Raw genomic sequence first — 26,552 nt, forward strand, 5'->3', positions numbered from 1 at the left:
GCGTTTTAAAAGGAGTGGTGATGTGAAAGCTGCGGTGATGACGAAGCCTTTTTCGATCGAATTTCGCGACATTCCGCGTCCCGAACCGGCCAGCGGCGAAGTCCTTGTCAAGGTAAAAGCCGCCGGGATTTGCGGCAGTGATGTGCATTTTTACGACGGCTCAAATCCATATGCACAGTACCCTCAGATCTTTGGCCATGAGCTTGCAGGCATCATTGAAAAAACGGGGGCCGGTGTGAGGGAGCGATCCGCAGGCGAACGGGTTGTCATTGAACCGGCTATTCCGTGCGGAGGCTGCTACCCTTGTCGGAAAGGGAGGACAAACGCCTGTGTGAATATCGACATGATTGGGTCGGTTCGCAGAGGAGGGTTCGCTGATTTTATCATTGTTCCGGAAATGCATGTCCATCCGATTCCTGATCAAATGGATTTTGCAACCGCTGCGTTGTGCGAGCCGTTTTCAATCGGAGCGCAGGCGGTTCGGCGGGCAGATATTCAAACAGGCGAAACGATTGTCATATTGGGAATGGGTCCGATCGGGTTAACGATTTTGGCACAGATTAAAAAGCGCTTTGACGTTCGTGTGATCACTGTCGATCCTGTAAGGGAAAGGCTTGAGCTTGCCGAGGCATTCGGTGCGGATGCCGTTATTCAGCCTGGTGAAGAGGATACCGAGCAAATGATTCTGAAGCTGACAGACGGAGAAGGAGCGGGGATTGTGTTCGAAGCTGCCGGGATTCCCGCGACCATTGAGCAATCTGTCCATTTGGCAGCTGCTGCCGGGCGCATTGTTATTGTCGGCTTAACGGGGGAGAATGTGACGATTCCGGGTCTTCTTCTCACAAAGAAAGATATTGAAATTTATGGAACAAAACACAGCGTCAATCAATTTCCCGGCGTTATTCAATTTTTGAATGAAAACCCTGAAATAGCCCGGTCTTTTGTCACTGAGATCATGCCTTTTATGAAAATAGAAGAGGCGTTGAAAAAAGCGAAAAACTGTCCCCATCAGGTCACAAAGATCATTTTATCTTATTGAATCGGTGAGGAGGAAGTGTGATGAAAATGGTTTTCAGATGGTATGGAGAAGGAAACGACTCCGTCACCCTTGAGCAGATCAGGCAGATTCCCGGTGTAGAGGGCATCGTTTGGGCGCTTCACCATCAGCCGCCAGGTGAAGAATGGCCATTGGAAGAGATCTTAGAGGTGAAACGGCAGTGTGAACAGCACGGTTTTCACATTGAAGTTGTTGAAAGCGTTAACATTCATGAGGATATTAAGCTCGGGCTGCCGACGAGAGATCTGTATATTGAAAAATACAAGCGAACGATTGAAAATTTGGCCAAAGCCGGCGTAAAAGTGATCTGCTACAATTTTATGCCTGTATTTGACTGGCTGCGGACCGATTTATACAAAAAGGCTCCAGACGGGTCCACCGCTCTGTTTTATGAGCACGCAAAGGTGCACACAATCGACCCTTTTGCGCTTGTCGATCAAATCGCCAATCACCGCGAATTCACGATGCCCGGCTGGGAACCGGAGCGGCTGGAACATCTGACAAGGCTGTTTGAAGCCTATCAAAATGTGACGGAGGAGGATCTGTGGAGCCATCTTCACTATTTTCTTGAACGCATCATTCCAACCGCCGCACGCTGCGGAATCAAAATGGCGATCCATCCCGATGATCCTCCGTGGCCGGTTTTCGGACTCCCGCGCATCATGACTTCAGGAAAAAGCATCGGGCGGCTGCTTCAGCTTGTCGATCATCCGGCTAATGGCGTGACACTGTGCAGCGGTTCATTGGGGGCCAACCCCGAAAACGATCTTTCCGCCATGATCCATGCGTATGCCGACCGGATTCCATTTGCCCATATCCGAAACGTCAAAGTCTACGAAAACGGTGATTTTATCGAAACATCGCACAGAACAAAAGATGGCACCGTTGACATTTGCGGGATTGTCAAAGCCTATCATGAAACAGGTTTTTCAGGCTATGTGCGTCCGGATCACGGCCGCCACATCTGGGATGAAAAGTGCAGGCCAGGCTACGGTCTGTATGACAGGGCGCTCGGTATCATGTATTTATGGGGCATATGGGATTCGCTTAATAGAGAAAAACGGGAGGCTTCACAATGCTTGAAATCCATGAAAATTTAGCGGGAAAAACTGCGGTCATCACAGGCGGCAGCGGGGTGCTTTGCGGCGCGATGGCGAAAGAGCTCGGCCGGCAGGGTATGAATGTTGCCATTCTTAATCGAACCGTTGAAAAAGGAGAGGTCGTGGCCGAAGCTATTCGAAAAGCCGGCGGCGCAGCGATTGCCGTTGAGTGTGATGTCATCAATCAACGGAGCGTTGAACAGGCGAAACGTGTTGTGGCTGACCGATTCGGCGGCTGTGATCTATTGGTGAACGGGGCCGGCGGTAATCACCCCAATGGCACGACATCAGATGAAACATTCAACTCCGAGCACCTCTTCCAGGACAACATTAAGACATTATTTGATCTGAACTGCGATGATGTCGGTTCTGTTCTCAATTTAAACTTCCTCGGTTCTTTCATTCCAACACAGCAATTTGCAAAAATGATGCTGAATCAAAAAGGGGCATCCGTGATCAATATTTCTTCAATGAGCGCCCAAACCCCGATGACGAAAGTGCCTGCATACAGCGCGGCGAAAGCGGGCATCGACAATTTTACGAAATGGCTGGCCGTCTATCTGGCCGAAACGGGAATCAGGGTCAACGCCATTGCCCCGGGATTTTTCCTAACCAATCAAAATGAACGGCTTCTTCTTGATCAAAACGGCGAATTTACTGATAGAGCAAAGAAGATCATCTCTCACACCCCGATGAAGCGTTTCGGCAAACCGGAAGATTTGCTGGGGACGCTGCTTTGGCTGGCGGATGAGAATATGTCCGGGTTTGTTACCGGCATAACAGTGCCGGTAGATGGCGGATTTACTGCTTATGCCGGTGTCTAAAAACGCGATAAAGGGGAGGCCGATACATGAAGCAGATTGTGTGTGAAAAGCCTTATCATTTTAAAATGACGGATGTGAAAATGCCGGAACTAAAGGATGGGGAAGCATTGGTCCGCATTAAACGGATCGGAATTTGCGGGACGGATTTTCACGCTTATTGCGGAAGACAGCCGTTTTTCTCTTATCCAAGAGTGCTCGGACACGAACTGTCCGGTGAAATTGTCAGCATCAATGATACCGGCGGAACGTTCAAGCCGGGCGATCAAGTGTCAATTATTCCTTATTTGGAATGCGGGACATGCATCGCCTGCCGGAACGGCCGGCCCAACTGCTGCGTGAATCTGAACGTCCTCGGTGTCCATACAGATGGGGGAATGCGGGAATACATAAATATCCCGGCAGACCACCTGATAAAAACAGAAGGATTGACGCTCAGCGAAGCCGCTGTCGTTGAATGTTTGAGCATCGGCGCCCACGCTGCAGAAAGGGCAAATATCAAAAAAGGGGAAACGGTGCTTGTCGTTGGAGCGGGGCCCATCGGACTCAGCGTGATGAAATTCGCAAAATTGAAGGGGGCGAAAATCATCGCGATGGATGTTAGAAAAGAGCGCCTCACGTTTAGCCGCGAATGGGCTGAAGCCGATGAAGTCGTATTAGCGGGAGAACATGCGGCAGAGGAGATCAAACGGTTGACGAACGGCGACTTTCCGACGGCTGTCTTTGACGCGACAGGGCATCTTGCATCGATGAACAGCGCTTATCAGTACGTCGCACACGGGGGACGGCTCATCTATGTCGGACTGATCAACGACCATCTGGCCATGCCCGATCCTGAAATCCACAAGCGGGAGCTGACGATTTTATCCAGCCGCAACGCATTAAGAAGCGATTTTGAGACGGTGATGAAAGCCATCAGGGATGGCGGAGCGGATGCGAACCGGTTTATTACCGGACAGATTGCGTTCCGCGATGTTGTTGACAGATTTCAATCAGCACTTGCTCCGGAAACCAATCCTGTGAAAGTGTTGATCCATCTGTAAGATCGCACAAAATGAAAGCGTTCTCTAAAACTGGAAAGAGGGGGTTGCCCATGTTTTCAAACGGCCGCGGGTTTGTCATCGTGATGCTTTTTTTGGCGGGAGTAATTAATTATTTGGATCGTTCGGCATTGTCTGTCGCTGCTCCTTTTATTCAGGAAGATTTGAACATACGTCCGGCGCAGATGGGCATGCTGTTCAGCAGTTTTTTCATCGGATATGCCATCTTTAATTTTATCGGCGGCTGGGCATCAGACAAATACGGAGCGAAACATACGCTGTCGGCCGCAATGGTCGTATGGTCGGTTTTCAGCGGCGCCATTGCACTGACATATAATTTCGTTTCACTGTTCATCATCCGCGTCATTTTCGGCATGGGGGAAGGTCCGCTGTCAGCAGCAACGAGCAAGTCGGTCAACAATTGGTTTCCGCAAAAAGAAAGAGCAAGAGCGCTCGGCATGACAATGTGCGGAACGCCGCTCGGCGGAGCCATTTCAGGTCCGATCGTCGGATTGATTGCCATCCATTGGGGGTGGAAAGCTTCCTTTGTGTTGATCATGATCATCGGGCTTGTCTGGACTTGGTTCTGGATAAAATTCATGAAAGATAAGCCGGATGATTCCCACAGTTTGTCCGCTGAAAAAGAAGTGCGTCCGAAAAAGGACACCGGCATCCCGCTGTCTTTTTATTTGAAGCAGCCGACCGTGCTGTTTACGGCATTCGCATTCTTTTCCTATAACTATATTTTGTTCTTTTTCTTAACGTGGTTTCCGAGCTATTTAACGACAGCCCGGGGGCTGAGCATTCACGATATGAGCGTTGCAACGATTATACCGTGGGTTGTCGGATTTCTAGGTCTTGCGCTTGGGGGATTTATTTCAGATTATCTGTTCAAGCTGACGGGCAAACAGATGTTTTCGAGAAAAGCCGTGCTTGTGTGCTGCCTTTTGGCTGCGGCGGTATGCATTGGATTTGCCGGGCTTGTCACTACCGCGTTTGGAGCTGTTGCACTTGTCGCACTATCGGTTTTCTTTTTGTATTTGACCGGCATCACATACTGGGCGATTATACAGGATATCGTTCATCCAGACAGGGTTGGGGGCGTGAGCGGATTCATGCATTTTCTTGCCAATACGTCCGGCATAATCGGTCCGACGGTTACAGGGTACATCGTCGAGTACACCGGGGCTTTCACAAGCGCTTTTTTGCTTGCGGGAGGGCTGGCGGTGGCAGGTTCTATTTGCGTCGCTTTATTTGTGAAACCGATACGTTCTGAAAAGCTGCCTCAACCTGTTGGAGAAGGCGGACAGGGGCATCCTTTATGATGCTCCTGTAGACATGAAAATAACCCCCTTCTCAGCAGAGAAGGAGGGTGAAAGTGCAAGTTTCACGGTTTGTTTTTTCTTCTGTTCAGCGTTTTAATGATTTTCTCGCTTCTTCTTCTGAGAAGAGAGGTATAGTCCGATAGGCCAAATTTTGCGAAATCGACGTGTTTGACTTGTTTTTTCAGTTTTTTCACAGCATCACCTAATTCAGCGCTTTTAGTTGATTGGTTTATTGTATGTATGAAACGGGAAAACGGAATAAGGACGGGAGAAATTTTCCCGTCCTCGTTTAAGCTTTTTTTCTTTTATACTCGCCGATCAGCCGTTCGTTTTGCCGGAAAATCCGTTCGGTATGGGGGCTGACTTCGTATTTCGCGATATTGGTTTTGGATTGCTTTTTAAACATTTTAAAGGCGAGGCGCTTTTTTACGCTTTCCTGGTCTTGCTGAAAAGCAGGCTCCATCAGTCGTCACCTTCCTCTTCGTTTGGTAGCAGAAGATCATAGATGCTTGTTAAAGAAGTAAACAGGAGATAATCAAATTCTGTGACAAGGTCTTCTGAGGTTAACTTCATGACATAGTCAAAATCGTGGATGGAAAAAGGAATGAGGACCATTTTTCCGTTTTCTTCATAATAAACGTCTTTGCGCTCAAGCTTTTCTTGAACATCGAACCGGTTTTCCATATGCTCAAGCAAATGATCCTTGCTTTCTTCTGAATTATATTCGCAAAGTGCAGCGGATATATTCATTTTTTCGGCAAACCGTTTGATGAGCTTTTCGATGCCTTCTGCATACGCTTCTATATTTCCATAATAGATGTGGATCGGTTCGTTTTTCAATAGGTATTGAAACGTTTTCAGCCTGTTTTGATACGTGTGGAGGAGGTCGTTGTTTTCTTCGAGAAGCATTCTTGTGTCTGTCGCGAGTTCGGAGCTGCCGAGCTTTTTAAAGTAGGCGTTTAAGAAAATAAAAGCGTCTGTCAGCGTGAAAAAAACGGCAACGATCAGGTAATGAAGCGGGTTCGTGAAAATCGACTGCGGATCGTGCGTCCAATAAATCACGGCGCCGATAACATAAAGCAGGTACCACGTTTTTCGGATCGCGACCGTTTTTTCGGTGAGCTTTTTTTCAAAACACCACACGGCAGCCACGTACAGAGACAGCGCCAAAACAATGAGCCAAACAAGGAATTGATAAAATAGCAGCATAACTTGTTTCCCTCTTCCCGAGAAATAGTGCAGTTCCTATTCTATTGTTATGCCGGCTTTCTTTTAAACATGAAAACTCCCGTCCTAGATTCGGACGGGAGTGTGCTGATTAAAAGAATAAATCAAGTATGAAATAGGCAAATGCACCGATGGTTGCCGAAATGGGAAGGGTAATAACCCATGTGATCAACATCCGCTTTGCGGTGCCCCAGTTTACGCCTTTCACCCGGTGGGAGGCACCCACACCTAAAATGGATGAAGAAATGACGTGTGTCGTGCTGACAGGCAAATGGACGATCGTCGCACCAAAGATGATGAGGGCTCCAGTCAAATCTGCAGAGACACCATTGACGGGACGGATCTTCATGATTTTTCCGCCGACGGTTTTGATGATTTTCCAGCCGCCGACAGATGTTCCGAGACCCATGGCCGTGGCGCATGCAAACTGCACCCAGAACGGGATGTCGGTTGTACTGTGCAAGTTACCCGCAATTAAAGCCATCGTAATGATACCCATCGCTTTCTGTGCATCGTTCGTGCCGTGCGTATAGGACTGAATGGCAGCTGTCGCGATTTGAACGCGCCGGAACCGCTTATTCGTTTTTGCCAGATTGCTGTTCTTAAAAATGACTTTGACGATGCTGTAGATCAAATATCCTAAAACAAACGCCAAAATGGGCGATAATATAAGTGCTTCGATAATTTTAATAAATCCGTGGTATTTAATCGCGGCGAATCCTTCCGATGCGATGACAGCTCCGGCAATCGCTCCGATGATCGCGTGGGAAGAGCTGCTGGGAATTCCGAAATACCAGGTCACTAGGTTCCATGTAATGCCGGCGATAAGAGCTGCAAGGATCACGACCGATCCGTTTTCCAGCTTGAAAGGGTCGGCGATGTCGCTCGTAATTGTTTTCGCTACGCCTGTAAACGTCATGGCGCCGGCGAAGTTCATGACAGCGGCCATAATGATGGCGTGCCTTGGTTTTAACGCTTTTGTCGATACCGAGGTGGCGATCGCATTTGCCGTATCATGAAAGCCGTTGATAAAGTCAAATGCCAAAGCAAAGATGACAATCAATATGGTTAATACAAATAAAAGGTCCATTATAATCCCTCGTTACGCATTTTTCATTATGATGGTTTCTAAATTGTTTGCTACACTTTGGCATGAATCTGCGATTTCTTCAAGCGTCTCATAGATTTCTCTGTACTGGATCACTTTAATCGGATCTGTCTCTTTACCGAAAAGATTTTTCAGCGATTTGCGGTGCAGGTTATCGCAGTTATGTTCGTATTCTTTAATTTTAATGGCGTGCGGCTGAATTTCTTTCAGGCGATTTTCCGCCAGCAATTCAATCGTCATCAGAATTTCTTTTGCGCATTCTCTGATATAGCCGCTGAATTTATCAATGTGCTCATCTGAAGATGTGATCGAGAATATTTCCATCATGGCCGAAAAGTGCTCGATGCCGTCGAGTACATCATCGAGACTGTTTGTAAGCTGAAGGATGTCCTCGCGTTCGATCGGCGTGATAAATGCTTTGTTCAGCTCCTTAATCATCGTATGTACATAATTATCTCCTTTTGTCTCATACTCTTTTAAGGTATCCGCGAATTCTTTAAGGGTTGTCTGATTCGTCACTTTATAGTTAACAAAATACTCAGCTGTTTCATCTAAATTTTTTGCAATTTCCGTCAAAAGCACGGAAAACTTGTCCTTTTTTCTTTTCAACATTTGTAACCCTCCATTGTTTAAATGAGACAATGCACACATCAAAATATTATATAACTTTTTGTCGAAAAAAAACAGGTGCAGTCGAAAAAAACCATTTAATTTTAAAATCTTCACACCTTTTAGTTGGGCGCAAGCACCAGCTGCCATCCGGGATTTTATAATGATAATAGGCGGTTTATCCTTTTATATCATTGTGCCAAAAGGACGAATGACAGGATTTTTTTATAGATTTTAGGAGTTTAGGTTCAAAAAAATAGAAAATTGAGAGTTTTCCTTATTTTCAGTTCATTTTCCTGTTATAGTAGTAATAAACTGGAAAGGAAGGTGATCTGATGAGACGGTTAGCTTTCTTAGTCGTTGCGTTTTGCTTGGCGGTTGGTTGCTTTTTCAGTCCGGTCTCGAAAGCAGAAGGGGTCATGAGCGGCGGAGATGGTGATAAAGTCGCCGTCGGAAAAGACGGTATGGTGGCTACGGCCCATCCGCTTGCATCAAAAATCGGAGCCGAAGTTTTGAAAAAGGGCGGGAATGCCATTGATGCAGCTATTGCGATCCAGTACGCACTGAATGTAACAGAGCCGATGATGTCGGGAATCGGCGGCGGCGGGTTCATGATGGTCTACGATGGTGAGACGAAGGAAACGTCGATCATCAACAGCAGGGAGCGTGCTCCAGAGGGTGCCAAACCTGACATGTTTTTGGATGAAGACGGAAAGGTTATTCCTTTTTCAGAAAGGTCGAGACACGGAAATGCGGTCGGTGTGCCGGGAACGCTGAAAGGGCTGGAAGCAGCGCATAAAAAGTGGGGAACAAAGAAAATGGAAGACTTGATCTCGCCTTCCATTAAGCTTGCAGAAGAAGGGTTTCCAATCGATTCGGTTTTAGCTGACGCGATAAAGAACCATCAGGACAAGCTGAGCAAAACGGCCGCAAAGGATATTTTCCTTCCGGACGGTGAACCTTTGAAAGAAGGCGATACCCTCGTACAAAAGGATTTGGCCAAGACGTTTAAATTAATACGGAAAGAAGGGTCAAAAGCCTTTTATGATGGAGAAATCGGCCGGGCGATTGCAGATGTTGTGCAGGATTTCGGGGGTTCGATGACACCTGATGACCTGTCCCGTTATGAGGTCACAACAGATAAGCCGATCTGGGGCGAGTACCACGGCTATGATATTGCAAGCATGCCTCCTCCAAGCTCAGGCGGAGTGTTCATGCTGCAGATGCTGAAATTGATTGATGATTTTCATTTATCGCAATACGATCCAAAATCGTTTGAAAAATATCATCTGCTCGCGGAAACGATGCACCTCTCCTATGCGGACAGGGCGGCATATGCGGGCGATCCGGAATTTGTCGATGTTCCGCTGAAAGGGCTGCTCGATCCCGATTATATTAAGGAGCGGCAGCAGCTGATTAGCCTTGATTCGATGAACCGCGATGTGAAAGCGGGCGATCCTTGGAAATACGAAGCGGGAGAGCCGAATTATGAAATCGTGCCTCAGCCTGAAGATAAAACGATCGGGGAGACGACGCATTTTACCGTCACGGATCAGTGGGGCAATGTTGTCTCTTATACGACAACGATTGAACAGCTTTTTGGAACGGGGATTTTAGTGCCCGGGTACGGACTGTTTTTAAACAATGAACTGACCGATTTTGATGCGGTTCCAGGCGGAGCCAACGAAGTGCAGCCGAATAAAAGGCCGCTTTCAAGCATGACGCCGACGATCGTGTTTAAAGACGAAAAACCGGTGCTGACTGTCGGTTCCCCGGGCGGAACGACGATCATTGCTTCCGTTTTCCAGACGATCTTGAATTATTTTGAGTACGGCATGAGCCTTCAGGATGCGATTGAAGAGCCGAGAATCTATACGAACAGCCTGACTTCGTACCGTTATGAATCCGGAATGCCGAAGGATGTCAGACTGAAGCTCAATGACTTCGGCCACAGATTCGGCGCGAATCCGGTTGATATCGGCAATGTCCAAAGCATTTTCATTGACCGGGAGAACAAAACATTTATGGGGGTTGCCGATTCGAGCAGAAACGGGACGGCGGTCGGCGTCAACATTAAGACATCGGCTAAATAGCAGAGCAAGGCTTGGTCTAAGGCTTTTAGATCAAGCCTTCTTCCGTCTGTCAGCGAGCTGGGAAAAGAGGATTTTTTTCGAAAGAAGAGAAATATATTTTTTGTAAGCGTTTACTGAGAAATGAAGGAGGGATACCATGATTCACACGTTGGCAAATGGATTTTACCGCTTTTGCGAGTGGGTGATGCGGCTCGCCTATTTGAATCTGCTGTGGATCGGTTTTACGCTGGCGGGAGCGGTCATCTTCGGTTTAGCGCCGGCGACTGCCGCGATGTTCGCTGTGACAAGACAGTGGGCGCTGGGAAAGACGGAGATTCCGGTGTTTCAGACGTTTTTTCAGGCGTTTAAAAAGAAATGGGCGAAATCAAGCGTTCTCGGTTTGATATTGGGCTTGGTCGGCTTATTGCTGTTTGTTGATTTTCAAATTGCGGTCGTCTATTTTCACGATCAGCCGGTTGTCTTAAGCCTGTTCATCAGTTTGTTTATCATTTATGCCATCATCCTCTTATACGCTTTTCCAATCGATGTCCACTACGATTTAAAACGGATTGCAGTGCTGAAATACAGCTTCATCATCGGCTTTTCCCGTCCGCTCACCTCGTTTTTCATGCTGATCAGCGCGTTTGGTTTGATTCTGCTCGCTTTATTTCATGTCACATTTCTTCTGTTTTTCAGCGGCAGTGCTTTAAGCTTCATTTTGACAAAGCTTTCGTTTCAGGCCTTCCGTGCAATCGACGGGCGCCGGACAGACAAGCAGGCTGCCGTCACACGCTTGAAATGAAGGTGTTCGTTCGGTGAACCGTTATCAGCATTTAAAAATTAAAGATCAATTGTTTATTTTGATTTCACTGATCATGGCCGTTTCGCTCATCCTGATCTTGAGCGGTGTTCAATACGCGTTCCGTGTATATGACCAGCAGATTTACAGGAAGTCGTCACAGGTGCTGATGTTATCATCAAAAAGCATTGAAGATGAATTGAAAAAGATTGAGGATGTGTCATATCAAATCACCACTGACGCAGACATCCAAGCGAACCTTCTGAAAGCCGGCCGCGGCCAAAACAAATACGGGCGCTACCGGATGAAAAGCAAAATTTGGGATAAGCTTGCCGAATATACCGGCTCTAAGCGGTACATTAAATCGATTCATTTGTTTGATGCTTCAGGCACTGAGTATTCCGCAGGGGCGAATTTAACCGAAGCATTGCGGGAGCAAAAGAATGCGCTGATCGAAAAAGCGTCGCGCCAAAAAGGCAGCAACACGTGGGAGCCCATGTCGGGTGAAACCGGCGAGCTGTTATCCGTCCGGGAAATTCGCTCCTATGAACGTTTAAACCTTAACCACCTGGGAACCGTGGTGATTGTCGCCGATTTAAAACGAGTCATTGGCGACCTTCCGAAAGACTGGGGGGAAGGCGCGGGCAAGATTGCGATATCGGACGGGCGGGAGCTGTTTTTTTCTGAAATGCCTTTCAGCCAAACCGATGGACTCCGTTTATCTTCTCATGCTGAAAACGGATATGACATTGTGGAGGAAAACGGCCAGCGCTTTTTCGTTTCATATGTCAAATCAGCGTATAAGAATTGGACGTATTGGAGCCTGATCCCCTTTGACGCTATGTTTTCGAAAATCTCTGCGATGAAGACGATACTGATTTCCCTTTTTATCCTCTTCTTTCTGATTGCGGTTCTCTTTGGAAGAAAAATGGCCAAGGGCATTACGAGTCCGATTGAGAAGCTGGTGGCGGCCATGAAAAATGTCCAAAACGGCGATTTTAAACTGGCGCCGCTCACTCGTGCTCCTTTAGACCGGCAGGATGAAGTCAGCGTCTTAAACCGGAACTTTTTTACAATGGTTGAACGGATCAATGAACTGATTGCAGAGAACTACAAGAAGCAGCTGATGCTGAAAGAGACGGAATTCAAAGCGCTCCAAGCGCAAATCAACCCCCACTTTTTATACAACACGCTCGAGTCGATCAACTGGCTGGCAAAAACGAACCATCAGCCGCAAATTTCAAAGATGACGGAATCTCTCGGGTTTTTGCTCAGGAATGCCATCAATATGAAAACCGACGTGCTGACGATCGAAGAAGAAGCTGAAATCGTGCTCCACTATTTTACCATTCAGCGGTTTCGCTTTAAGGAGCGGCTTGTTTTTGAGCTTGATATTGAGCCATCGGTGAAAAAATGCCGCATACCAAAGCTTGTTCTCCAGCCTTTGGCTGAAAATGCGATTACATACTGTCTTGAGCCTTTCATTGAACCTTGCCATATTCAAATCAAAGCATATAAAAAAGGAGGGTTTGTTTATTTAACGGTTGCCGACAACGGCCCGGGCATGGATGAAGATTTTTTGGAAAAAGCGAGAAAGGAGCTTGTCCGGACAAGGGGCAGAGGAATCGGGCTGCAAAATATCGATGAGCGCATTCAGCTAATGTTTGGCAAAGGGTACGGCTTGACGATTTCAAGCGAAAAGAACAAGGGAACCGAAATGATGATTAAAATACCATTTCAAAGCGGGGTGTGATGATGTATAAAGTGCTGTTGGCGGACGATGAACGGATTATTCTTGACGGCATCTCCAGCATGATCGAGTGGAATTCGTTCGGGACGTCTTTAATCGGAGCCGCCCAAAACGGGATAGACGCTTACCGCCTGATTATGAAAGAGCGGCCTGACATTGTGATCAGCGATATTAAAATGCCTGGGATGGGAGGACTCGAACTTATCGAAAAAGTGTCCCGCGACCACCCGTCAATCCGGTTTATTTTGCTGACGGGCTTCGGCCAGTTTGAATATGCAAAAAAAGCGATGTCATACGGAGTCAGGCATTATTTGCTCAAACCCTGCAATGAGAGCCATATTACAGATTCGCTTCAAAGCGTGATCGGCGAGCTGAAAAAAGAGGAATCGGCGCAAAAAGTGAAAACCGATCTGGAGATGATGAAGCCGCATCTTATGAAGCAGATGTTAAAAGAGCTGGTTACTGGCGGCAGCTTCGAGGATGAAGCGTGCCTGCGCTTCTTTTCAGAGCAAAAGGTCATCAGGCTGATTATGTTTTCCGTCCGGGACGGGGAGGACAAAGATTATGCACATGGCGTTGAGTCCATTGCGGATAAGGTGCTGAACGGTTCTGTCATCGCTTCGGCCCGCGTTCAACAAGTGCTTGTCTGTGCAGTAGACGGAGCATTGGCTCCTGCCGTGCTTGAGGAAAAAATGAAAAGCGTCCAAGAGCTTTCACGCCGCTTGCTCCGATTTGAACCTGAGGCATCACTCAGCGAAAGCGGCAATATTAGCGAAGCCTCCTTCATGTACGAAAAGGCATACGCAAAGATCGGCCAAGATGAAGGGGAGACATCGGTTTTAATTGGGAGAGTGCTTGATCTCATTGAAAAGGAGGCCTCAAATCCGAAGCTTTCGCTAAAATGGGCAGCCCGCAACATGCTGTACATGAACCCGGATTATCTCGGCAAGCTGTTTAAACAGGAAACCGGTGAGAAGTTTTCAAGCTATGTCGCAAAGGTGCGCATCGAAAAAGCGATCGCGAAGATGAAGAAGTCTAAAAACACGGCCATCGGCACTCTGGCAGAGGAACTGGGGTTTGGCCACAATCCGAAATACTTCAGCCTTGTCTTTAAAAAATATACGGGACTCACCCCATCAGAATTTCGAAAAAAAGAAGAAAACACGTTTTAATGCCGCCGGGTCTATCCGGCGGTTTTTTTGCGCATTGACGGAATCTCTGTTTTTTTAACATTCTTCTCTGTTTTTTGAGTTTTTGGGACAGAAAGTTGAATTTAAAATGAAATGTAAGCACTTACAAATTAAGGAGGGGGAATGTTGATGAGAAGATTTGTGTGTTTCTCTTTTTGCATTTTGCTGATGCTCGGCCTGTTCGGATGCAGTTCAAACACTGAAGAGACGGCCGGTGCGGACGGCAAAAAGAAGGTTACCTTGAGGGTCGCATGGTGGGGCGGACAGCCTCGGCATGATTATACATCAAAAATCATCGAGCTGTATGAAAAGGAACATCCGCATGTCAAAATCGAAGCGGAGTTTGCGAATTGGGACGATTATTGGAAAAAGCTTGCCCCGATGTCTGCGGCGGGCCAGCTGCCCGATGTGATTCAGATGGATATGGCGTATCTCTCCCAATACGGCAAGAAAGGCCAGCTTGAAGATCTGACTCCGTATGTCAAGGACGGGACGATCAATACCGAATCGATTGATGAAAAGACGATCAAAGGCGGCGAAATCGGTGATCAGTTATACGGCTTCCCGCTCGGTGTGAATGTGCTGTCGGTGATTACCAATGACGACATGTTAAAAGAAGCGGGCGTTGAGATTGACGACGGCAGTTGGACGTGGACCGATTTTGAAAACCTGGCGCTGAAGGTCGAGGAGAAGACAGGGCAATACGGTTCAAACGGCATGCATCCGCCTGATGTCTTTTTTCCGTATTACCTGAGGACGAAGGGCGAGCGCTTTTATAAAGAGGACGGCACAGGCCTTGCTTATTCAGACGACAAGCTGTTTGTCGATTACTTCAAGCGGCAGGTGAAGCTCGTCGATGAAAAAGCTTCGCCGACACCTGATGAAAGCGCGCAAGTGAAGGGAATGGAGGACGATTTTATCGTCAAAGGCCGAACCGCTGCAACATGGAATTATTCAAATCAGTTCGCGGCGTTCGCACAGCTGACCGATGCGCCCCTGTCATTAAAGCTGCCTCCTGAACAAGGGAAAGAAAAGGCGCTGTTTTTAAGGCCGAGCATGCTGTTTTCAATTCCGAAAAGCTCCGAGCAGAAAAAAGAAGCGGCTGCATTCATCGACTTCTTTATTAACAATGAAAAAGCCAATGCCTTGATCAAAGGAGAAAGAGGCGTGCCGGTTTCATCCAAAATAGCGGAAACGGTAAAGTCAGAACTGAGTGAAGAGGAGAAAAAGATTTTCGAATATGTCGAACGGGCTTCAGAGTACGCGGGGGAAGCTGAACCGCCTGAACCGATCGGCAGCGCCGAAGTCATCAAGCTGCTAAAAGACACGTCAGACCAAATTTTGTTTAAAAAGATCACGCCTGAAGAAGGAGCCGCGAAGTTCAGAAAAGAAGCGGACGCCATACTGAAAAGAAATCAACAATGATAAGCGGGGCAAGTGAAGGAAGGCCGCTCATCAATTGCAGGAGGAAGTGAACGTGAAGCGAAAAAAAAGAATTGACAATTTGGCGGGTTATGCCTTTATTTCCCCGTTTATTATCGGATTTTTGTGCTTTACCGTCATTCCGATGGGAGCCTCGCTGTTTCTGTCTTTTACCAGCTACGATCTGTTCACCCCGCCCAAATGGGTCGGCCTTGACAACTATAAGGCGATGCTGACCGATGATGAAAAATACTGGGGCTCGCTGAAAGTGACGTTTTATTACGTGCTCGCCGGTGTGCCGCTGCGCCTCGCGTTTGCGCTCTTCATCGCGGTGATTTTGAACAGAGCCGAAAAAGGTGTCGGCATTTATCGGACGCTCTTTTATCTTCCGTCCATCATCGGCGGCAGCGTGGCAGTTGCGATTATGTGGCGCAATGTATTTGGCAATGACGGTGTCATCAATGCGCTTTTGTTCTTCCTCGGTTTTGACAAGAAAATTCTTTGGTATCAGGACCCTACAAGCGCATTGTGGACCTTGATTCTTTTGTCGGTGTGGCAGTTCGGCTCATCTATGCTGATCTTTCTTGCCGGATTGAAAAATATCCCGCCAATGTATCAGGAAGCGGCAAGCGTCGATGGTGCAAACAGGTTTCAGCGGTTTTTTCTCATTACGCTCCCGCTTCTCAGCCCGATCATCTTTTTTAACTTGGTGATGCAGACCATTTCAGCCTTCATGACCTTTACGCCGGCCTACATTATTTCAAAAGGGGAAGGCGGTCCGCTTGACGGGACGCTTCTGTATTCCCTCTATTTGTTCCAGCGGGCCTTCAACTTTTTCCAAATGGGCTACGCATCGGCGATGGCATGGGTGATGCTGATCCTGATCGGCCTTGTCACATTCATATTGTTCAAAACTTCATCCTTATGGGTGCATTACGAATCGAAGGAGGGGTAGCTGGTGGAGCCGGTAAAAGACATTTCGGGGCGGGCGGCGCCTGCCCCGCTTCCAGCAGGAAATGGAAAGAAAAGAGCCGGGCATCTCGTGTTTCATACCGCGACGGCCATTCTTGCGATCATCCTTTTGTATCCTGTGATCTGGCTGATCGCAAGCTCGTTTAAAGAAAGTGCAAGCATATTCGCAACATCCCACTCGCTCATCCCGGACCCTTTGATCCTGTCCAATTATACGGAGGGCTGGAAAGGGATCGCCGGACAGCCGTTCATCACATTTATTAAAAATTCGCTTATCATCGTCGGCCTCTCGACGGTCGGCGCGGTCTTGTCCTCTGCGTTCATCGCTTACGGATTCGCGCGGATTCCGTTTAAAGGGAAGGCATTCTGGTTTAGCTGCATGATGGTGACGATGATGCTGCCGCACGAGGTGCTGATGATTCCGCAGTACATCATTTTTGCAAAGCTAGATTGGCTGAATTCATTCAAGCCGATCGTTGTTCCCCAATTTTTCGGGCACGCGTTTTTTATCTTTCTGATGATTCAGTTCATCAGGACGATCCCGGTAGAACTCGATGAAGCAGCAAAGATTGACGGCTGCAGCCGTCTCGGCATCTTTTTCAGAATCATTTTGCCATTGATCGCCCCGGCGCTCGCGACGTCCGCTATCTTCTCGTTTTACTGGAAGTGGGAGGAGCTGATCAATCCGCTTCTTTACTTGAACAAGCCGGAGCTTTACCCGGTGTCTCTGGCACTAAAGCTGTTTTTAGATACGGAAACGGCGTCTAACTGGGGGGCGATGTTTGCGATGTCAGTCGTCTCACTCGTCCCGGTGATCCTCGTGTTTTTCGTCTTTCAAAAATCGATCGTCCAAGGAATCAGCATGAGCGGATTAAAATAAAAAAGGAGAGAAGCGTGCATGACAAAGCTTGTTTTTGATGAAGAAAAGCTGAATGAAGTGATCGACAGAATCGTCAAGCGGACATTTGAGATGGATTTCGAATGGGATTGGCCGGGCGGCGTCGCGTTTTACGGTGTGGCTGAGGCGTATGAAGCAACCGAAAATGACGAATACCTCGAGCTTTTGAAAAACTGGACAGATGAAAAGCTTGAAGACGGCTTGCCTAAGTTGTCGATCAACGGGGTATCCATCGGCCATACCCTTCTATCGCTCTACCAGGCGACAGGAGATGACCGTTATCTTGACACCGCCCGGCAAATGGCGGACTTTGTGCTTCACGAAGCGCCTCGGTTCGCAGACGGGGTTTTGCAGCACACCGTCAACTCAGAGAAACATGTATTCCCTGAACAGGCATGGGTCGATACGATGATGATGGCGGGCTTGTTCCTTCTCCGAATCGGAAAACTTGTCGGCAGCGAGGAATATTTTGAAGACGGGCTCCGCCAGTATCACGGCCATGAAGAATTTTTGCAGGACATGGAGACCAATCTCTATTATCACGGATGGGACCATGTGGCCAAAAACAATCTGTCAGGCATATTTTGGGGAAGGGGAAACGGATGGGCAGCTTTGACGATGGCAAAAGCGCTCCCTTTGATCGATGTTACGCATCCTTCATATATGATCATTGACGGTTCACTCCGAGACTTGTTGAGCGCGCTTGTCAGGCTTCAGCATCCTTCAGGTTTATGGCACACCGTACTGACGGATCCGGATTCATATCTTGAAGTGTCAGGATCTGCGGGGATTGCTTCCAGCCTGCTGTCCAGAGGCTCGCTATACCACAAATCCGTTCAGAAGGCGCTATCAGCCATTACAGATGCGGTCGCGCCTGACGGAAGGGTGGAACGCGTTTCAGCGGGTACAGCGGTGATGCGGGATGCGCAGGGCTACAAAGACGTGCCTTATAAACGGATTCAAGGCTGGGGACAGGGGCTTGCCCTGACCTTTTTGGCCGACGTCGTCCGCTCCAAGTCGCGCGCGTTCCAATAGAAATTGAAAAAGAAACATTCTTTTCATTGCAGTGGGGGGAGAGGGATGAAAAAGCTGCATCAAAGATATGTTTCACGGCGTAAAGGGAGTTTTTTTAAAAAAAGCTTTGTGCTGATCCTGCTGATTGCGTGTATTCCCGGCTTATTGACGGGTGCAGGAATCTATTTGTTTTCGGCTGCAAAAATTGAAAAAGAGCTCCAACATCTGCACGAGAACCAGGTGAAACGCCAAATCAGCCAAATCGATGACAAGCTGGAAGGGCTTGAGACCATGCTCTCCCAGCTTGCATATGATCCGCGCCTGATGAACGGTCTGGCCGATGCCGATCTGCAAACGGATTTTCAAACGACGTACAGGCTCTCAAAATCGCTGTTTTTGCTTCAGGATCAAAATCCGCTCATTCACAAGGTTGAACTGTTCATTCAAGGGAAGGAGCCGATTCTCTTAAATCCGGAATACAGCGGAATGACCGACCGGAAAATCTTAAAGGCTTATCATTCGCTGCTTGAAGGCGGTCAAAACGTTTATTGGAAAGACATGAGCGGCGCTCCTTCCGGAATGGCGCTTGTCCACAAAATTCCCGGAGGCATCTCAGAACCGTTCGGTGCGCTGATTTTGACGCTTGATCAAAGAGAAATGGGACATTTGTTGGAAAGCCTTTCACCTTATTCAAAAGGAACAGCGCTCCTCTTTCATCATGACCAGAAGCCCGTTTTTTCTGGGAGCAAACGCGGCAAAACCAATTTTGAAAGCGTTATAAAAGAGAGGCTTGAGAAACAAAAGAAGCAACAGGGCTCCTTTGTTATGGATTGGAGCGGAGGGGTGTATTCCGTTTCATATGGACGAATGGACAGATTGAACCAGGAATGGACCTATGTCTCGGCTTCACCGATGTCGGCGATTACGGCTCCGGTGTTGTTTTTATCGAAGCTCGTCGCGTCGGTCAGCATCGCCGGGATCGTTCTTGCCTTCATTCTGGCATGGTATGCGTCACACAAAATTTATTCACCTGTCGCGAGGCTGATCAAGCTCTGCTCAGGAGAGGGAAAGGCCGCCCATTTTCCTGATGAATTTCATTGGCTCGAGAAGCGCTGGGAAGACCTATCAGAGGAAAGCGGCAGACTGAAAAAGGAAATGCCCCAGGCTGCAAACGTTTTTTTTCAGCGCCTTTTAAGCGGATACTTTGCAGATGAATCAGAGAGGAATTTGAGAGATCGTCTGAAAAGATGGGGCTGGGAAGCGAAAGACAATGTGTTTACCATCATCGATGTTCAGCTGACGGGACTCTATGAAGGAAACGGATCTTTTACAAAAAAGGACGAAAGTCTGGCGGGCTTTCTGTTGGGCAACATTACGCGCGAACTTGCTGGAAGGACATTCAACCATATTTATATGAGCGATGTCCGTTCGTTATCGCTCGCGGTGCTGCTGATGAGCGGCCGGAAAACAGCCTTCAAGGAAGAAATCGCCCAATTTGTGCGTGAGCTGACGGATGTGATCTACGGCGTATCCAGACTCCACGTCACAGTGACGGTATCAAAAACCGCTGACATGTTAAAAGACATTCCCGGCATTTATGAAGAGGTGAAAGAAGGCAGGCATTACAGACAGTTCGAAAACGCCAGCCAGGTGATCGATTTAAGCCGGCGGGAAGACGTGCCTCCCGCTGAATCATACTATCCGTTCGCTCTTGAAAAAGAGGTAGTCAGGGCTTTGCGCCTTGAAGAAAGGGATGAAGTCGAAAGAAGGATCAGGCTGTTCATCCGGGAGCTGTCTGAAAAAGGAAAAACGGAAATCCGCATCCAGCCGGGCATGATGCAGCTGTTCGCAAAGATCCAAGAAGAGATCTTTCATTCCGGCCTTCACCCTTATGAATTGTTCAGCCGAAAAAATCTGCTGCAGGAGCTTTCAGAGCTGAGGGAGCCGGAAAGGGCCGTCGGCTGGATGATGGAGCGTGTCATAAGCCCTTATCTTAAAGAGATGGAAGGAAGGAAAAACAGACAGCAAAAACGGCTTGTCGAACAGGTGCTTGAGATGATTCATCAGGATTATATGAACGATATCTCCCTTGAAAGCTGCGCTGATCAAGCCGGGACGAATTCGTATACGCTGAGCAAAGCTTTCAAACAAGTAACCGGCATCAATTTTATCGACTATGTTACTCGCCTCAGAATCGAAAAAGCGAAAGAGCTCCTTCTTGAAACGAATAAAAAAATCCATGACGTTTCTGAAGAGGTCGGCTACAGACACAGCTATTTCAACCGGATTTTTAAGAAGCAGGTCGGCATTCCGCCGAGCCGCTACAGGCAGATTCATCAGGAATCTTCGTGAAAGGGAGAGTGCTATGAAACGAACAGGCAAAAAGCCAAAAGTGACAGTATATTTGGCAGGGGACTCGACAGTCGCAGACTGTCCCCCGCATGAAGCGCCGATGGCCGGCTGGGGACAGATGCTTCCGCTGTTTTTCTCAGATGAGGCGGCGGTTGTGAATATGGCAAAAGGCGGGGCCAGTTCGAACAGCTTCATTGATGAAGGCCGACTCGATGATATCACGGAGCGGCTTGAGGCTGGTGATTATGTGTTGATCCAGTTCGGGCACAACGATCAAAAGCCATACGGAACAGACCCGTATACAACCTATCAGGAGCATCTTGCCCGCTATGTGGAAGCGGTTCGTGAAAAACAGGCGACTCCGGTTTTGATCACCTCCGCAGAGCGCAGACGTTTTGATCAAAACGGAAAGCCCGCTGACACGCTTGGCGATTTTCCGAAAGCGATGAAGGCGCTCGCTGACAGCTTCGAAGTGCCGCTGATCGATTTATGGTCCAAAACAAAAGCGCTCTATGAATCTCTCGGAATCGAAGGCTCAAAACGGCTGTTTGTCCACTTTCAGCCGCATGAGCACCCTCATTATCCAAATGGAATCGAAGACAATACCCATTTTTCCGAGGCAGGAGCCCGTCAAGTTGCCAGGCTGGTAACAGAAGGAATCAGAGAGCTTGGTCTGCCTCTATCGGCCTATCTTCATTGTGGAAGGAGCGATTTCCGTGCCGGAGTATAATGTAAGAGAAGGAAGCCTGATGTATCAAAACCCTTTATCATCCCCTGAAGATCTCCGCGGCTGGGTGATGGAAGGGAAAGGAATCGTTCGTTTTCCGCAGGGCCGCATGCAGATGGAGAACGAGCTCGACGCTGAGCAATATGGAGATGATGCCCATTTTGTTTACTGGTGTCCTGAGACATTCCCTGATGGAATTGTTGTGAAGTGGGATTTCCACCCTGTGCGGGAGCCTGGCTTATGCATGATATTTTTTGCAGCCACCGGGATCAATGGGGAAGATTTATTTGACGGGCAGCTGGCGGAGAGAACAGGGAAATATCCGCAATATCATTCAGGGGACATCAACACATTGCACCTGTCGTATTTCAGGCATAAGCATGCTGATGAAAGAGCATTCCGAACATGCAACCTCAGGAAAAGCCGCGGATTTCACCTCGTCTGTGAGGGAGCCGATCCGCTTCCGCCCGCTGATGACGCTTTGCCTCCCTATCGGATGAAGCTCATAAAGGACGGGGCATGTGTTCATTTTTCAATCAACGGGCTGCCCATTTTGGAATGGACGGATGACGGCAGGCGTTTCGGTCCTGTTTACGGCGGAGGAAAAATCGGCTTCAGACAAATGGCTCCGCTGAAAGCAGCCTATGCCAACTTTGAAGTGCGCAGGCTGCTGCGCGGCTGAAAGGAGGATCGGACATGCGGGAAAAAGGCGTGATGGCGATGATATACGGCGCTTGTGAAGCGATCATGAAAATCGCCTGGCTGAACGGGCTCTGGGTTTTATTCACGCTGGGAGGAGGCATTGTTTTCGGCTGGGCTCCGAGCACGGCTGCGATGTTCACGGTCGTGCGCAAGTGGCTGCTCGGCCGGACAGACGCACCGGTATTCAAAACGTTTTATCAAACGTATAAAAAAGAGTTTTTCAAAACAAACGGACTTGGCTTCATCCTCTTCGCCGCCGGAACAATTTTATTCGTAAACTATCAATTTTTCCGCGTTCGTGCGGATTTATTTTCGATCATGATCAGCTATGCCACACTGATGGCCGGGCTGATGTATTTCGTGGTTTTCGTTTATATTTTTCCGCTTTACGTTCATGTTCAGCTGCCGTTTGCCCGCTATTTTTCACAGGCTGCGCTGATCGGTCTCGTTCGCCCTTTGACGACGGCCGGAATGGCAGCTGCAGGAGGCTTGGTCGTTTATGTGCTGTTGACGGTTCCGGGTCTGATCCCGTTTTATGGTGTCAGTTTGTTTGCTCTTGTATCGATGTTCATCGCACATCGCTGTTTTTTGCGTCTGGAAGGCTAGCTAAACCGTGCAAAAATGAGAAAAGTGAGCAAAAAAGTATCAATTGTAAAGGCTGAACCGCTTAAGACCGGACTTGAACACATCTTTTCCCTTCGGCAAAAAAGTGCAATTGAATAAAAATGGAAGCCGTAATAGAATCCCTTTTAAGTAAGCGCTTACAAAAATGACGAAGGGAGAAGATGATGAAAAAAGGAAAGAAAAGGTGGAAGAAACTGTTAGCCGCGTCATCTCTTTTATTCATCACGCTTGTGACCGGCTTCTCGGAACGAGCGGAAGCAGATGGGCACACGGCTGCGCAGGCAAGGCAAATGGAGTCGCTGAACCGGGGGCTTGTCGCTATTAAAACGGGGAACGGTGTTTTTGTCAGCTGGCGTCTGCTCGGAACCGAGCCGTCTTCTGTTTCATTTAATGTGTATCGAAACGGAAAGAAGCTGAACGGTTCCCCGATTACATCGAGTACAAACTATCAAGATGCGGGCGGGGATTCGAATGCCGTTTACCAAGTGCGCGCCGTTTTGAACGGCATGGAGCAGGCTCCTTCTGAAACCGTCGGAGTTTGGAATAAACAATACAAATCTGTTCCGCTGCAAAAACCGGCCGGGGGAAAAACGCCTGATGGGGTGTCATTCACATACAGCGCCAATGATGCGAGCGTCGGCGACCTTGATGGAGACGGCGAATATGAAATCATTCTCAAGTGGGATCCTTCCAATTCAAAGGATAATTCACAGGACGGATACACGGGAGATGTGCTGATTGACGCATACAAACTTGACGGCACCATGATGTGGAGAATCAACCTCGGCAAAAACATTCGCGCCGGCGCCCATTATACGCAGTTTCTCGTCTATGACTTTGACGGTGACGGAAAAGCGGAAATCGCCATGAAGACGGCCGAAGGGACGAAAGACGGCAAGGGAAAGGTGATCGGCAATGCAAACGCCGATTATCGCAATGCCCAAGGCAGAATTTTGTCAGGGCCCGAATATTTGACGGTTTTTAAAGGCGATACAGGTGCTGAGCTTACAACGGTCAACTACGAACCCGCCCGGGGAAATGTAGCCGATTGGGGGGACAGCTACGGCAACAGGGTTGACCGCTTTCTTGCCGGTGTCGCATACCTTGACGGGGAGCGGCCGAGTTTTGTCATGGCACGCGGGTATTACACGAGAACAGTGCTTGTCGCTTACAACTTCAGAGGCGGAAAGCTGACCAAGCTGTGGACGTTCGATTCGAATGCTCCCGGAAATGGCGCCTATACCGGTCAAGGCAACCACAGTTTGAGCGTCGCTGACGTTGACGGAGATGGAAAGGACGAAATCATATACGGAGCGATGGCTGTCGATCATAACGGAAAAGGCCTCTATTCAACCGGATGGGGACATGGGGATGCCATGCACACAGGGAATCTGGACCCGTCAAGACCGGGACTGGAAGTCTTTCAAGTGCATGAAAACAGCAATTCTCCTTATGGCTTGTCCTTCCGGGATGCGAAAACAGGAAAGATTATCTGGGGAGTTCACGCAGGTAAGGATGTCGGACGCGGAATGGCAGCTGATATCGATCCGCGCTACGAAGGAGCGGAAGTATGGGCGAACGGCGGTCTTTATACGGCAAAAGGCGTAAAAATCGGAAACACATTGCCTTCATCAACGAACTTCGGCATCTGGTGGGACGGCGATCTCCAAAGAGAGCTTCTGGACAGCAACAGAATTGATAAATGGGATTATCGAAATTCGCGAACCGTTAACTTGCTGACAGCGTCCGGAGCGTCGGCAAATAACGGAACTAAAGCGACGCCGTCCCTGCAGGCTGACATTCTCGGAGACTGGCGCGAAGAAGTGGTCTGGCGAGCGGATGACAGCAGCGAATTGCGCATCTACACGACGACAGATGTGACGGGGCACCGCATGTATACGCTGATGCATGATGCAGTCTATCGCCTCGGGATCGCCTGGCAGAATGTCGGCTACAACCAGCCGCCACACACCGGTTTTTATTTAGGCGAAGGCATGCAGACACCGGAGAAGCCGAACATTTATACACGCTGATGAAAAAGGGGAGCTGCATAATGAAGCGATATGTTCGCTGCGTATGGGTCATCCCCCTCCTTTTCTTCTTCATCACGGGAATGGGGGGACCTGCGCAGCCGAAAGCCGCTGCCGCACATCACAGTCAGGATCTTTTTCTGTTCGATTTTGGAAAAGGTCCCGCTGAGAAGGATTATGTGAAAGTGAACGAGGCCTCCGCGTATCAAAATGGTGTAGGCTACGGATTTTCACAGGCAGGGAGCGCTGTGTGCAAAAAGACGCAAAAAAAAGAAGCGCTCAAGAAAGACTATTGTGTCTTGAACCGGACGGCTTTTCTGGCGGATCTCTCCCCCGGCAAATACCGCGTGACCGTATTTGCCTCATCCCGCGGTGAATTAGAGATTTATGCCGAAGGAGAGGAAATGGGAACGATCCCGGCCGGAGCAAAGGGAAGCTCAGCCGAAAAAGCGTTCACCGTTTCGGTGGAAGACGGGCACCTCGATTTGGAGTGGAAAGGGCCTCAGCCAAAAGTGTATGCCGTCGAAATTTCGAAGGTGTATCAGTTTGATTTTGGTGACGGGCCTCTTGCTTCGGGCTTTATTCCGGTAGGCTCTCAATCGGCTTATACCCCTCTAAAAGGCTACGGATTTGACGACACGGCAAAGGTGTCTTGTACGGACCGCGGTACGGCCGACCCGCTTCGTTCAGACTTCTGCATTCCGGATGGGACGGCGTTTACTGTCGATTTGCCTGACGGTCAATATAATGTCCAGATGATAACCGGAGATGCGCGGGCAAAAACGAACATGGATGTACGGGCAAACGGCATGCTTCAGCTGTATTCGTTTGGAGCGGAAGCGGGCGGATATAACGAAAAAACGTTTCCGATTCATATTTCCGGCGGCCGCCTTTCCATTCAAGCTTTAACGGCGAGAACAGCGCCGCGCCTCAATGCGTTAGTCATGACGAAGACGGCTTATCATGTAACAGATGACAAGACGACGGTCTTTCTGGCGGGAGATTCCACGGTCTCCGATTATGAACCAGGTTATGCGCCGATGGCAGGCTGGGGGCAATTTTTAGACGGCTATTTCTCGGATGAAATCGTCATCGACAACCAGGCGAAACGCGCGAGAAGCGCGAAAAGTTTTGTGGATGAACGGTCATTGGATACGATTTTGAACCGGATGAAACGGGGCGATTATTTGTTGATTCAGTTCGGCATCAATGACGCCGGGCAAGATCCGGCCCGCCATACAGATCCGTATACGACATTTCAGGAATACTTGAGAACATATATTGACAAAGCCCGCGAAAAAGGAGGACGGCCTGTGCTCGTCACTTCTCAAAGTAAACGAACCTATGATGAAAAGGGCGTTTTTTATAACAGCATTGGAGAATATCCGAACGCAATGAGACAGCTCGGACGGGAAATGAACGTTCCGGTGATCGATTTAAACAAAAAAAGCATCGATTATTACAACGAGATCGGCGTTGAAGCGACTAAAAACGTATTTATGTTTTTAGAGCCGGGAGAAAGCCCGAATTATCCGGACGGAATCCAGGACAGGGTGCATTTTCACGAGTTCGGTGCCAACCAGTTGGCAAGGCTCGTGACAGAAGAAATCTCCAATTTGAACATGTATCCGCTGAAACATTTGCTTAAGAAATAAGGTGTCGGGAGAGCCGGTCTCCGGTTCTCCTGTTCGCCATTCCAAACCGTAAAGGGGG

23 protein-coding genes are annotated in these 26,552 nt (G+C 48.5%); 19 read left to right on the forward strand and 4 right to left on the reverse strand.

Going from position 1 to position 26,552, the window contains the following annotated elements:
- Positions 1 to 22: 22 nt before the first annotated feature.
- From MKX80_RS07145 to MKX80_RS07165, 5 genes are read left to right on the forward strand one after another with little or no spacing between them, the layout of a single operon-like run.
- Entirely contained in the window at positions 23 to 1,039 is a 1,017-nt protein-coding gene (locus tag MKX80_RS07145; RefSeq protein ID WP_268310233.1) for a zinc-binding alcohol dehydrogenase family protein, read from the forward strand.
- 20 nt (positions 1,040 to 1,059) lie between these two features.
- Positions 1,060 to 2,157 (forward strand): mannonate dehydratase, encoded by a 1,098-nt coding sequence (uxuA, locus tag MKX80_RS07150; protein WP_268310234.1) that lies wholly within the window; start codon positions 1,060 to 1,062, stop codon positions 2,155 to 2,157.
- Positions 2,133 to 2,981, forward strand: a complete 849-nt coding sequence (locus tag MKX80_RS07155; protein WP_216929107.1) for an SDR family oxidoreductase — start codon at positions 2,133 to 2,135, stop codon at positions 2,979 to 2,981. Before uxuA ends, MKX80_RS07155 begins: the two co-directional genes overlap by 25 nt.
- Before the next feature lie 26 nt (positions 2,982 to 3,007).
- Positions 3,008 to 4,021 carry a zinc-binding alcohol dehydrogenase family protein gene (locus MKX80_RS07160; RefSeq protein ID WP_182070816.1) on the forward strand — a complete coding sequence of 338 codons (1,014 nt, stop codon included), beginning with the start codon at positions 3,008 to 3,010 and terminating at the stop codon, positions 4,019 to 4,021.
- 50 nt (positions 4,022 to 4,071) lie between these two features.
- On the forward strand, positions 4,072 to 5,343 hold the full coding sequence (locus MKX80_RS07165) for an MFS transporter (RefSeq protein ID WP_154994984.1): 1,272 nt from the start codon (positions 4,072 to 4,074) through the stop codon (positions 5,341 to 5,343).
- A gap of 289 nt (positions 5,344 to 5,632) precedes the next feature.
- On the opposite strand, the gene MKX80_RS07170 is transcribed toward MKX80_RS07165, so the two are convergent.
- The 4 genes from MKX80_RS07170 to MKX80_RS07185 form a co-directional block, all read right to left on the reverse strand.
- Positions 5,633 to 5,806, reverse strand: coding sequence for a type II toxin-antitoxin system SpoIISB family antitoxin (locus MKX80_RS07170; RefSeq protein WP_043925301.1), 174 nt, complete (start codon positions 5,804 to 5,806; stop codon positions 5,633 to 5,635).
- Positions 5,806 to 6,552 (reverse strand): type II toxin-antitoxin system SpoIISA family toxin, encoded by a 747-nt coding sequence (locus MKX80_RS07175; protein ID WP_154994986.1) that lies wholly within the window; start codon positions 6,550 to 6,552, stop codon positions 5,806 to 5,808. The genes MKX80_RS07170 and MKX80_RS07175 overlap by 1 nt, the downstream gene beginning before the upstream one ends.
- Positions 6,553 to 6,661: 109 nt before the next feature.
- Positions 6,662 to 7,660 carry an inorganic phosphate transporter gene (locus MKX80_RS07180; RefSeq protein WP_075753239.1) on the reverse strand — a complete coding sequence of 333 codons (999 nt, stop codon included), beginning with the start codon at positions 7,658 to 7,660 and terminating at the stop codon, positions 6,662 to 6,664.
- Positions 7,661 to 7,672: 12 nt separating this feature from the next.
- Positions 7,673 to 8,290 carry a DUF47 domain-containing protein gene (locus tag MKX80_RS07185; protein WP_339228238.1) on the reverse strand — a complete coding sequence of 206 codons (618 nt, stop codon included), beginning with the start codon at positions 8,288 to 8,290 and terminating at the stop codon, positions 7,673 to 7,675.
- Positions 8,291 to 8,622: 332 nt separating this feature from the next.
- Here MKX80_RS07185 and ggt point away from each other — a divergent pair, with 332 nt between their 5' ends.
- The 14 genes from ggt to MKX80_RS07255 all read left to right on the forward strand — a co-directional run bounded on the left by ggt (position 8,623) and on the right by MKX80_RS07255 (position 26,494).
- The gene (gene ggt, locus MKX80_RS07190) at positions 8,623 to 10,380 is read left to right on the forward strand and encodes a gamma-glutamyltransferase (protein ID WP_154994988.1); all 1,758 of its coding nucleotides are present in this window, start codon (positions 8,623 to 8,625) and stop codon (positions 10,378 to 10,380) included.
- Positions 10,381 to 10,516: 136 nt separating this feature from the next.
- Complete coding sequence (locus MKX80_RS07195) at positions 10,517 to 11,161, forward strand: YesL family protein (RefSeq protein ID WP_154994990.1); 645 nt, start codon at positions 10,517 to 10,519, stop codon at positions 11,159 to 11,161.
- A gap of 13 nt (positions 11,162 to 11,174) precedes the next feature.
- Positions 11,175 to 12,911: a sensor histidine kinase gene (locus MKX80_RS07200; RefSeq protein ID WP_326171377.1), complete on the forward strand. Its 1,737-nt coding sequence runs from the start codon at positions 11,175 to 11,177 to the stop codon at positions 12,909 to 12,911.
- Positions 12,912 to 12,913: 2 nt separating this feature from the next.
- On the forward strand, positions 12,914 to 14,080 hold the full coding sequence (locus tag MKX80_RS07205; protein WP_182071044.1) for a response regulator: 1,167 nt from the start codon (positions 12,914 to 12,916) through the stop codon (positions 14,078 to 14,080).
- Positions 14,081 to 14,266: 186 nt separating this feature from the next.
- Positions 14,267 to 15,523: an extracellular solute-binding protein gene (locus MKX80_RS07210; protein ID WP_234113181.1), complete on the forward strand. Its 1,257-nt coding sequence runs from the start codon at positions 14,267 to 14,269 to the stop codon at positions 15,521 to 15,523.
- A 34-nt stretch (positions 15,524 to 15,557) separates the two neighbouring features.
- Complete coding sequence (locus MKX80_RS07215) at positions 15,558 to 16,475, forward strand: sugar ABC transporter permease (RefSeq protein ID WP_182070813.1); 918 nt, start codon at positions 15,558 to 15,560, stop codon at positions 16,473 to 16,475.
- Positions 16,476 to 16,562: 87 nt separating this feature from the next.
- Positions 16,563 to 17,372 (forward strand): carbohydrate ABC transporter permease, encoded by an 810-nt coding sequence (locus tag MKX80_RS07220; RefSeq protein WP_234113182.1) that lies wholly within the window; start codon positions 16,563 to 16,565, stop codon positions 17,370 to 17,372.
- Between the two features lie 18 nt (positions 17,373 to 17,390).
- Positions 17,391 to 18,425, forward strand: a complete 1,035-nt coding sequence (locus tag MKX80_RS07225; protein ID WP_182070812.1) for a glycoside hydrolase family 105 protein — start codon at positions 17,391 to 17,393, stop codon at positions 18,423 to 18,425.
- Between the two features lie 45 nt (positions 18,426 to 18,470).
- Positions 18,471 to 20,756, forward strand: coding sequence for a helix-turn-helix domain-containing protein (locus MKX80_RS07230; RefSeq protein WP_326207689.1), 2,286 nt, complete (start codon positions 18,471 to 18,473; stop codon positions 20,754 to 20,756).
- Positions 20,757 to 20,769: 13 nt separating this feature from the next.
- Positions 20,770 to 21,486 (forward strand): rhamnogalacturonan acetylesterase, encoded by a 717-nt coding sequence (locus MKX80_RS07235; RefSeq protein ID WP_268343142.1) that lies wholly within the window; start codon positions 20,770 to 20,772, stop codon positions 21,484 to 21,486.
- 19 nt (positions 21,487 to 21,505) lie between these two features.
- Entirely contained in the window at positions 21,506 to 22,165 is a 660-nt protein-coding gene (locus MKX80_RS07240) for a YesU family protein (protein ID WP_234113183.1), read from the forward strand.
- A gap of 14 nt (positions 22,166 to 22,179) precedes the next feature.
- Positions 22,180 to 22,791 (forward strand): YesL family protein, encoded by a 612-nt coding sequence (locus MKX80_RS07245; protein ID WP_154994596.1) that lies wholly within the window; start codon positions 22,180 to 22,182, stop codon positions 22,789 to 22,791.
- A 182-nt stretch (positions 22,792 to 22,973) separates the two neighbouring features.
- On the forward strand, positions 22,974 to 24,842 hold the full coding sequence (locus MKX80_RS07250) for a rhamnogalacturonan lyase (protein ID WP_268343141.1): 1,869 nt from the start codon (positions 22,974 to 22,976) through the stop codon (positions 24,840 to 24,842).
- Positions 24,843 to 24,862: 20 nt separating this feature from the next.
- Positions 24,863 to 26,494: a rhamnogalacturonan acetylesterase gene (locus tag MKX80_RS07255; protein WP_234112936.1), complete on the forward strand. Its 1,632-nt coding sequence runs from the start codon at positions 24,863 to 24,865 to the stop codon at positions 26,492 to 26,494.
- Positions 26,495 to 26,552 lie beyond the last annotated feature (58 nt).

The organism is Bacillus sp. FSL K6-0972 (assembly GCF_037976035.1).
Classification (GTDB): domain Bacteria; phylum Bacillota; class Bacilli; order Bacillales; family Bacillaceae; genus Bacillus; species Bacillus haynesii.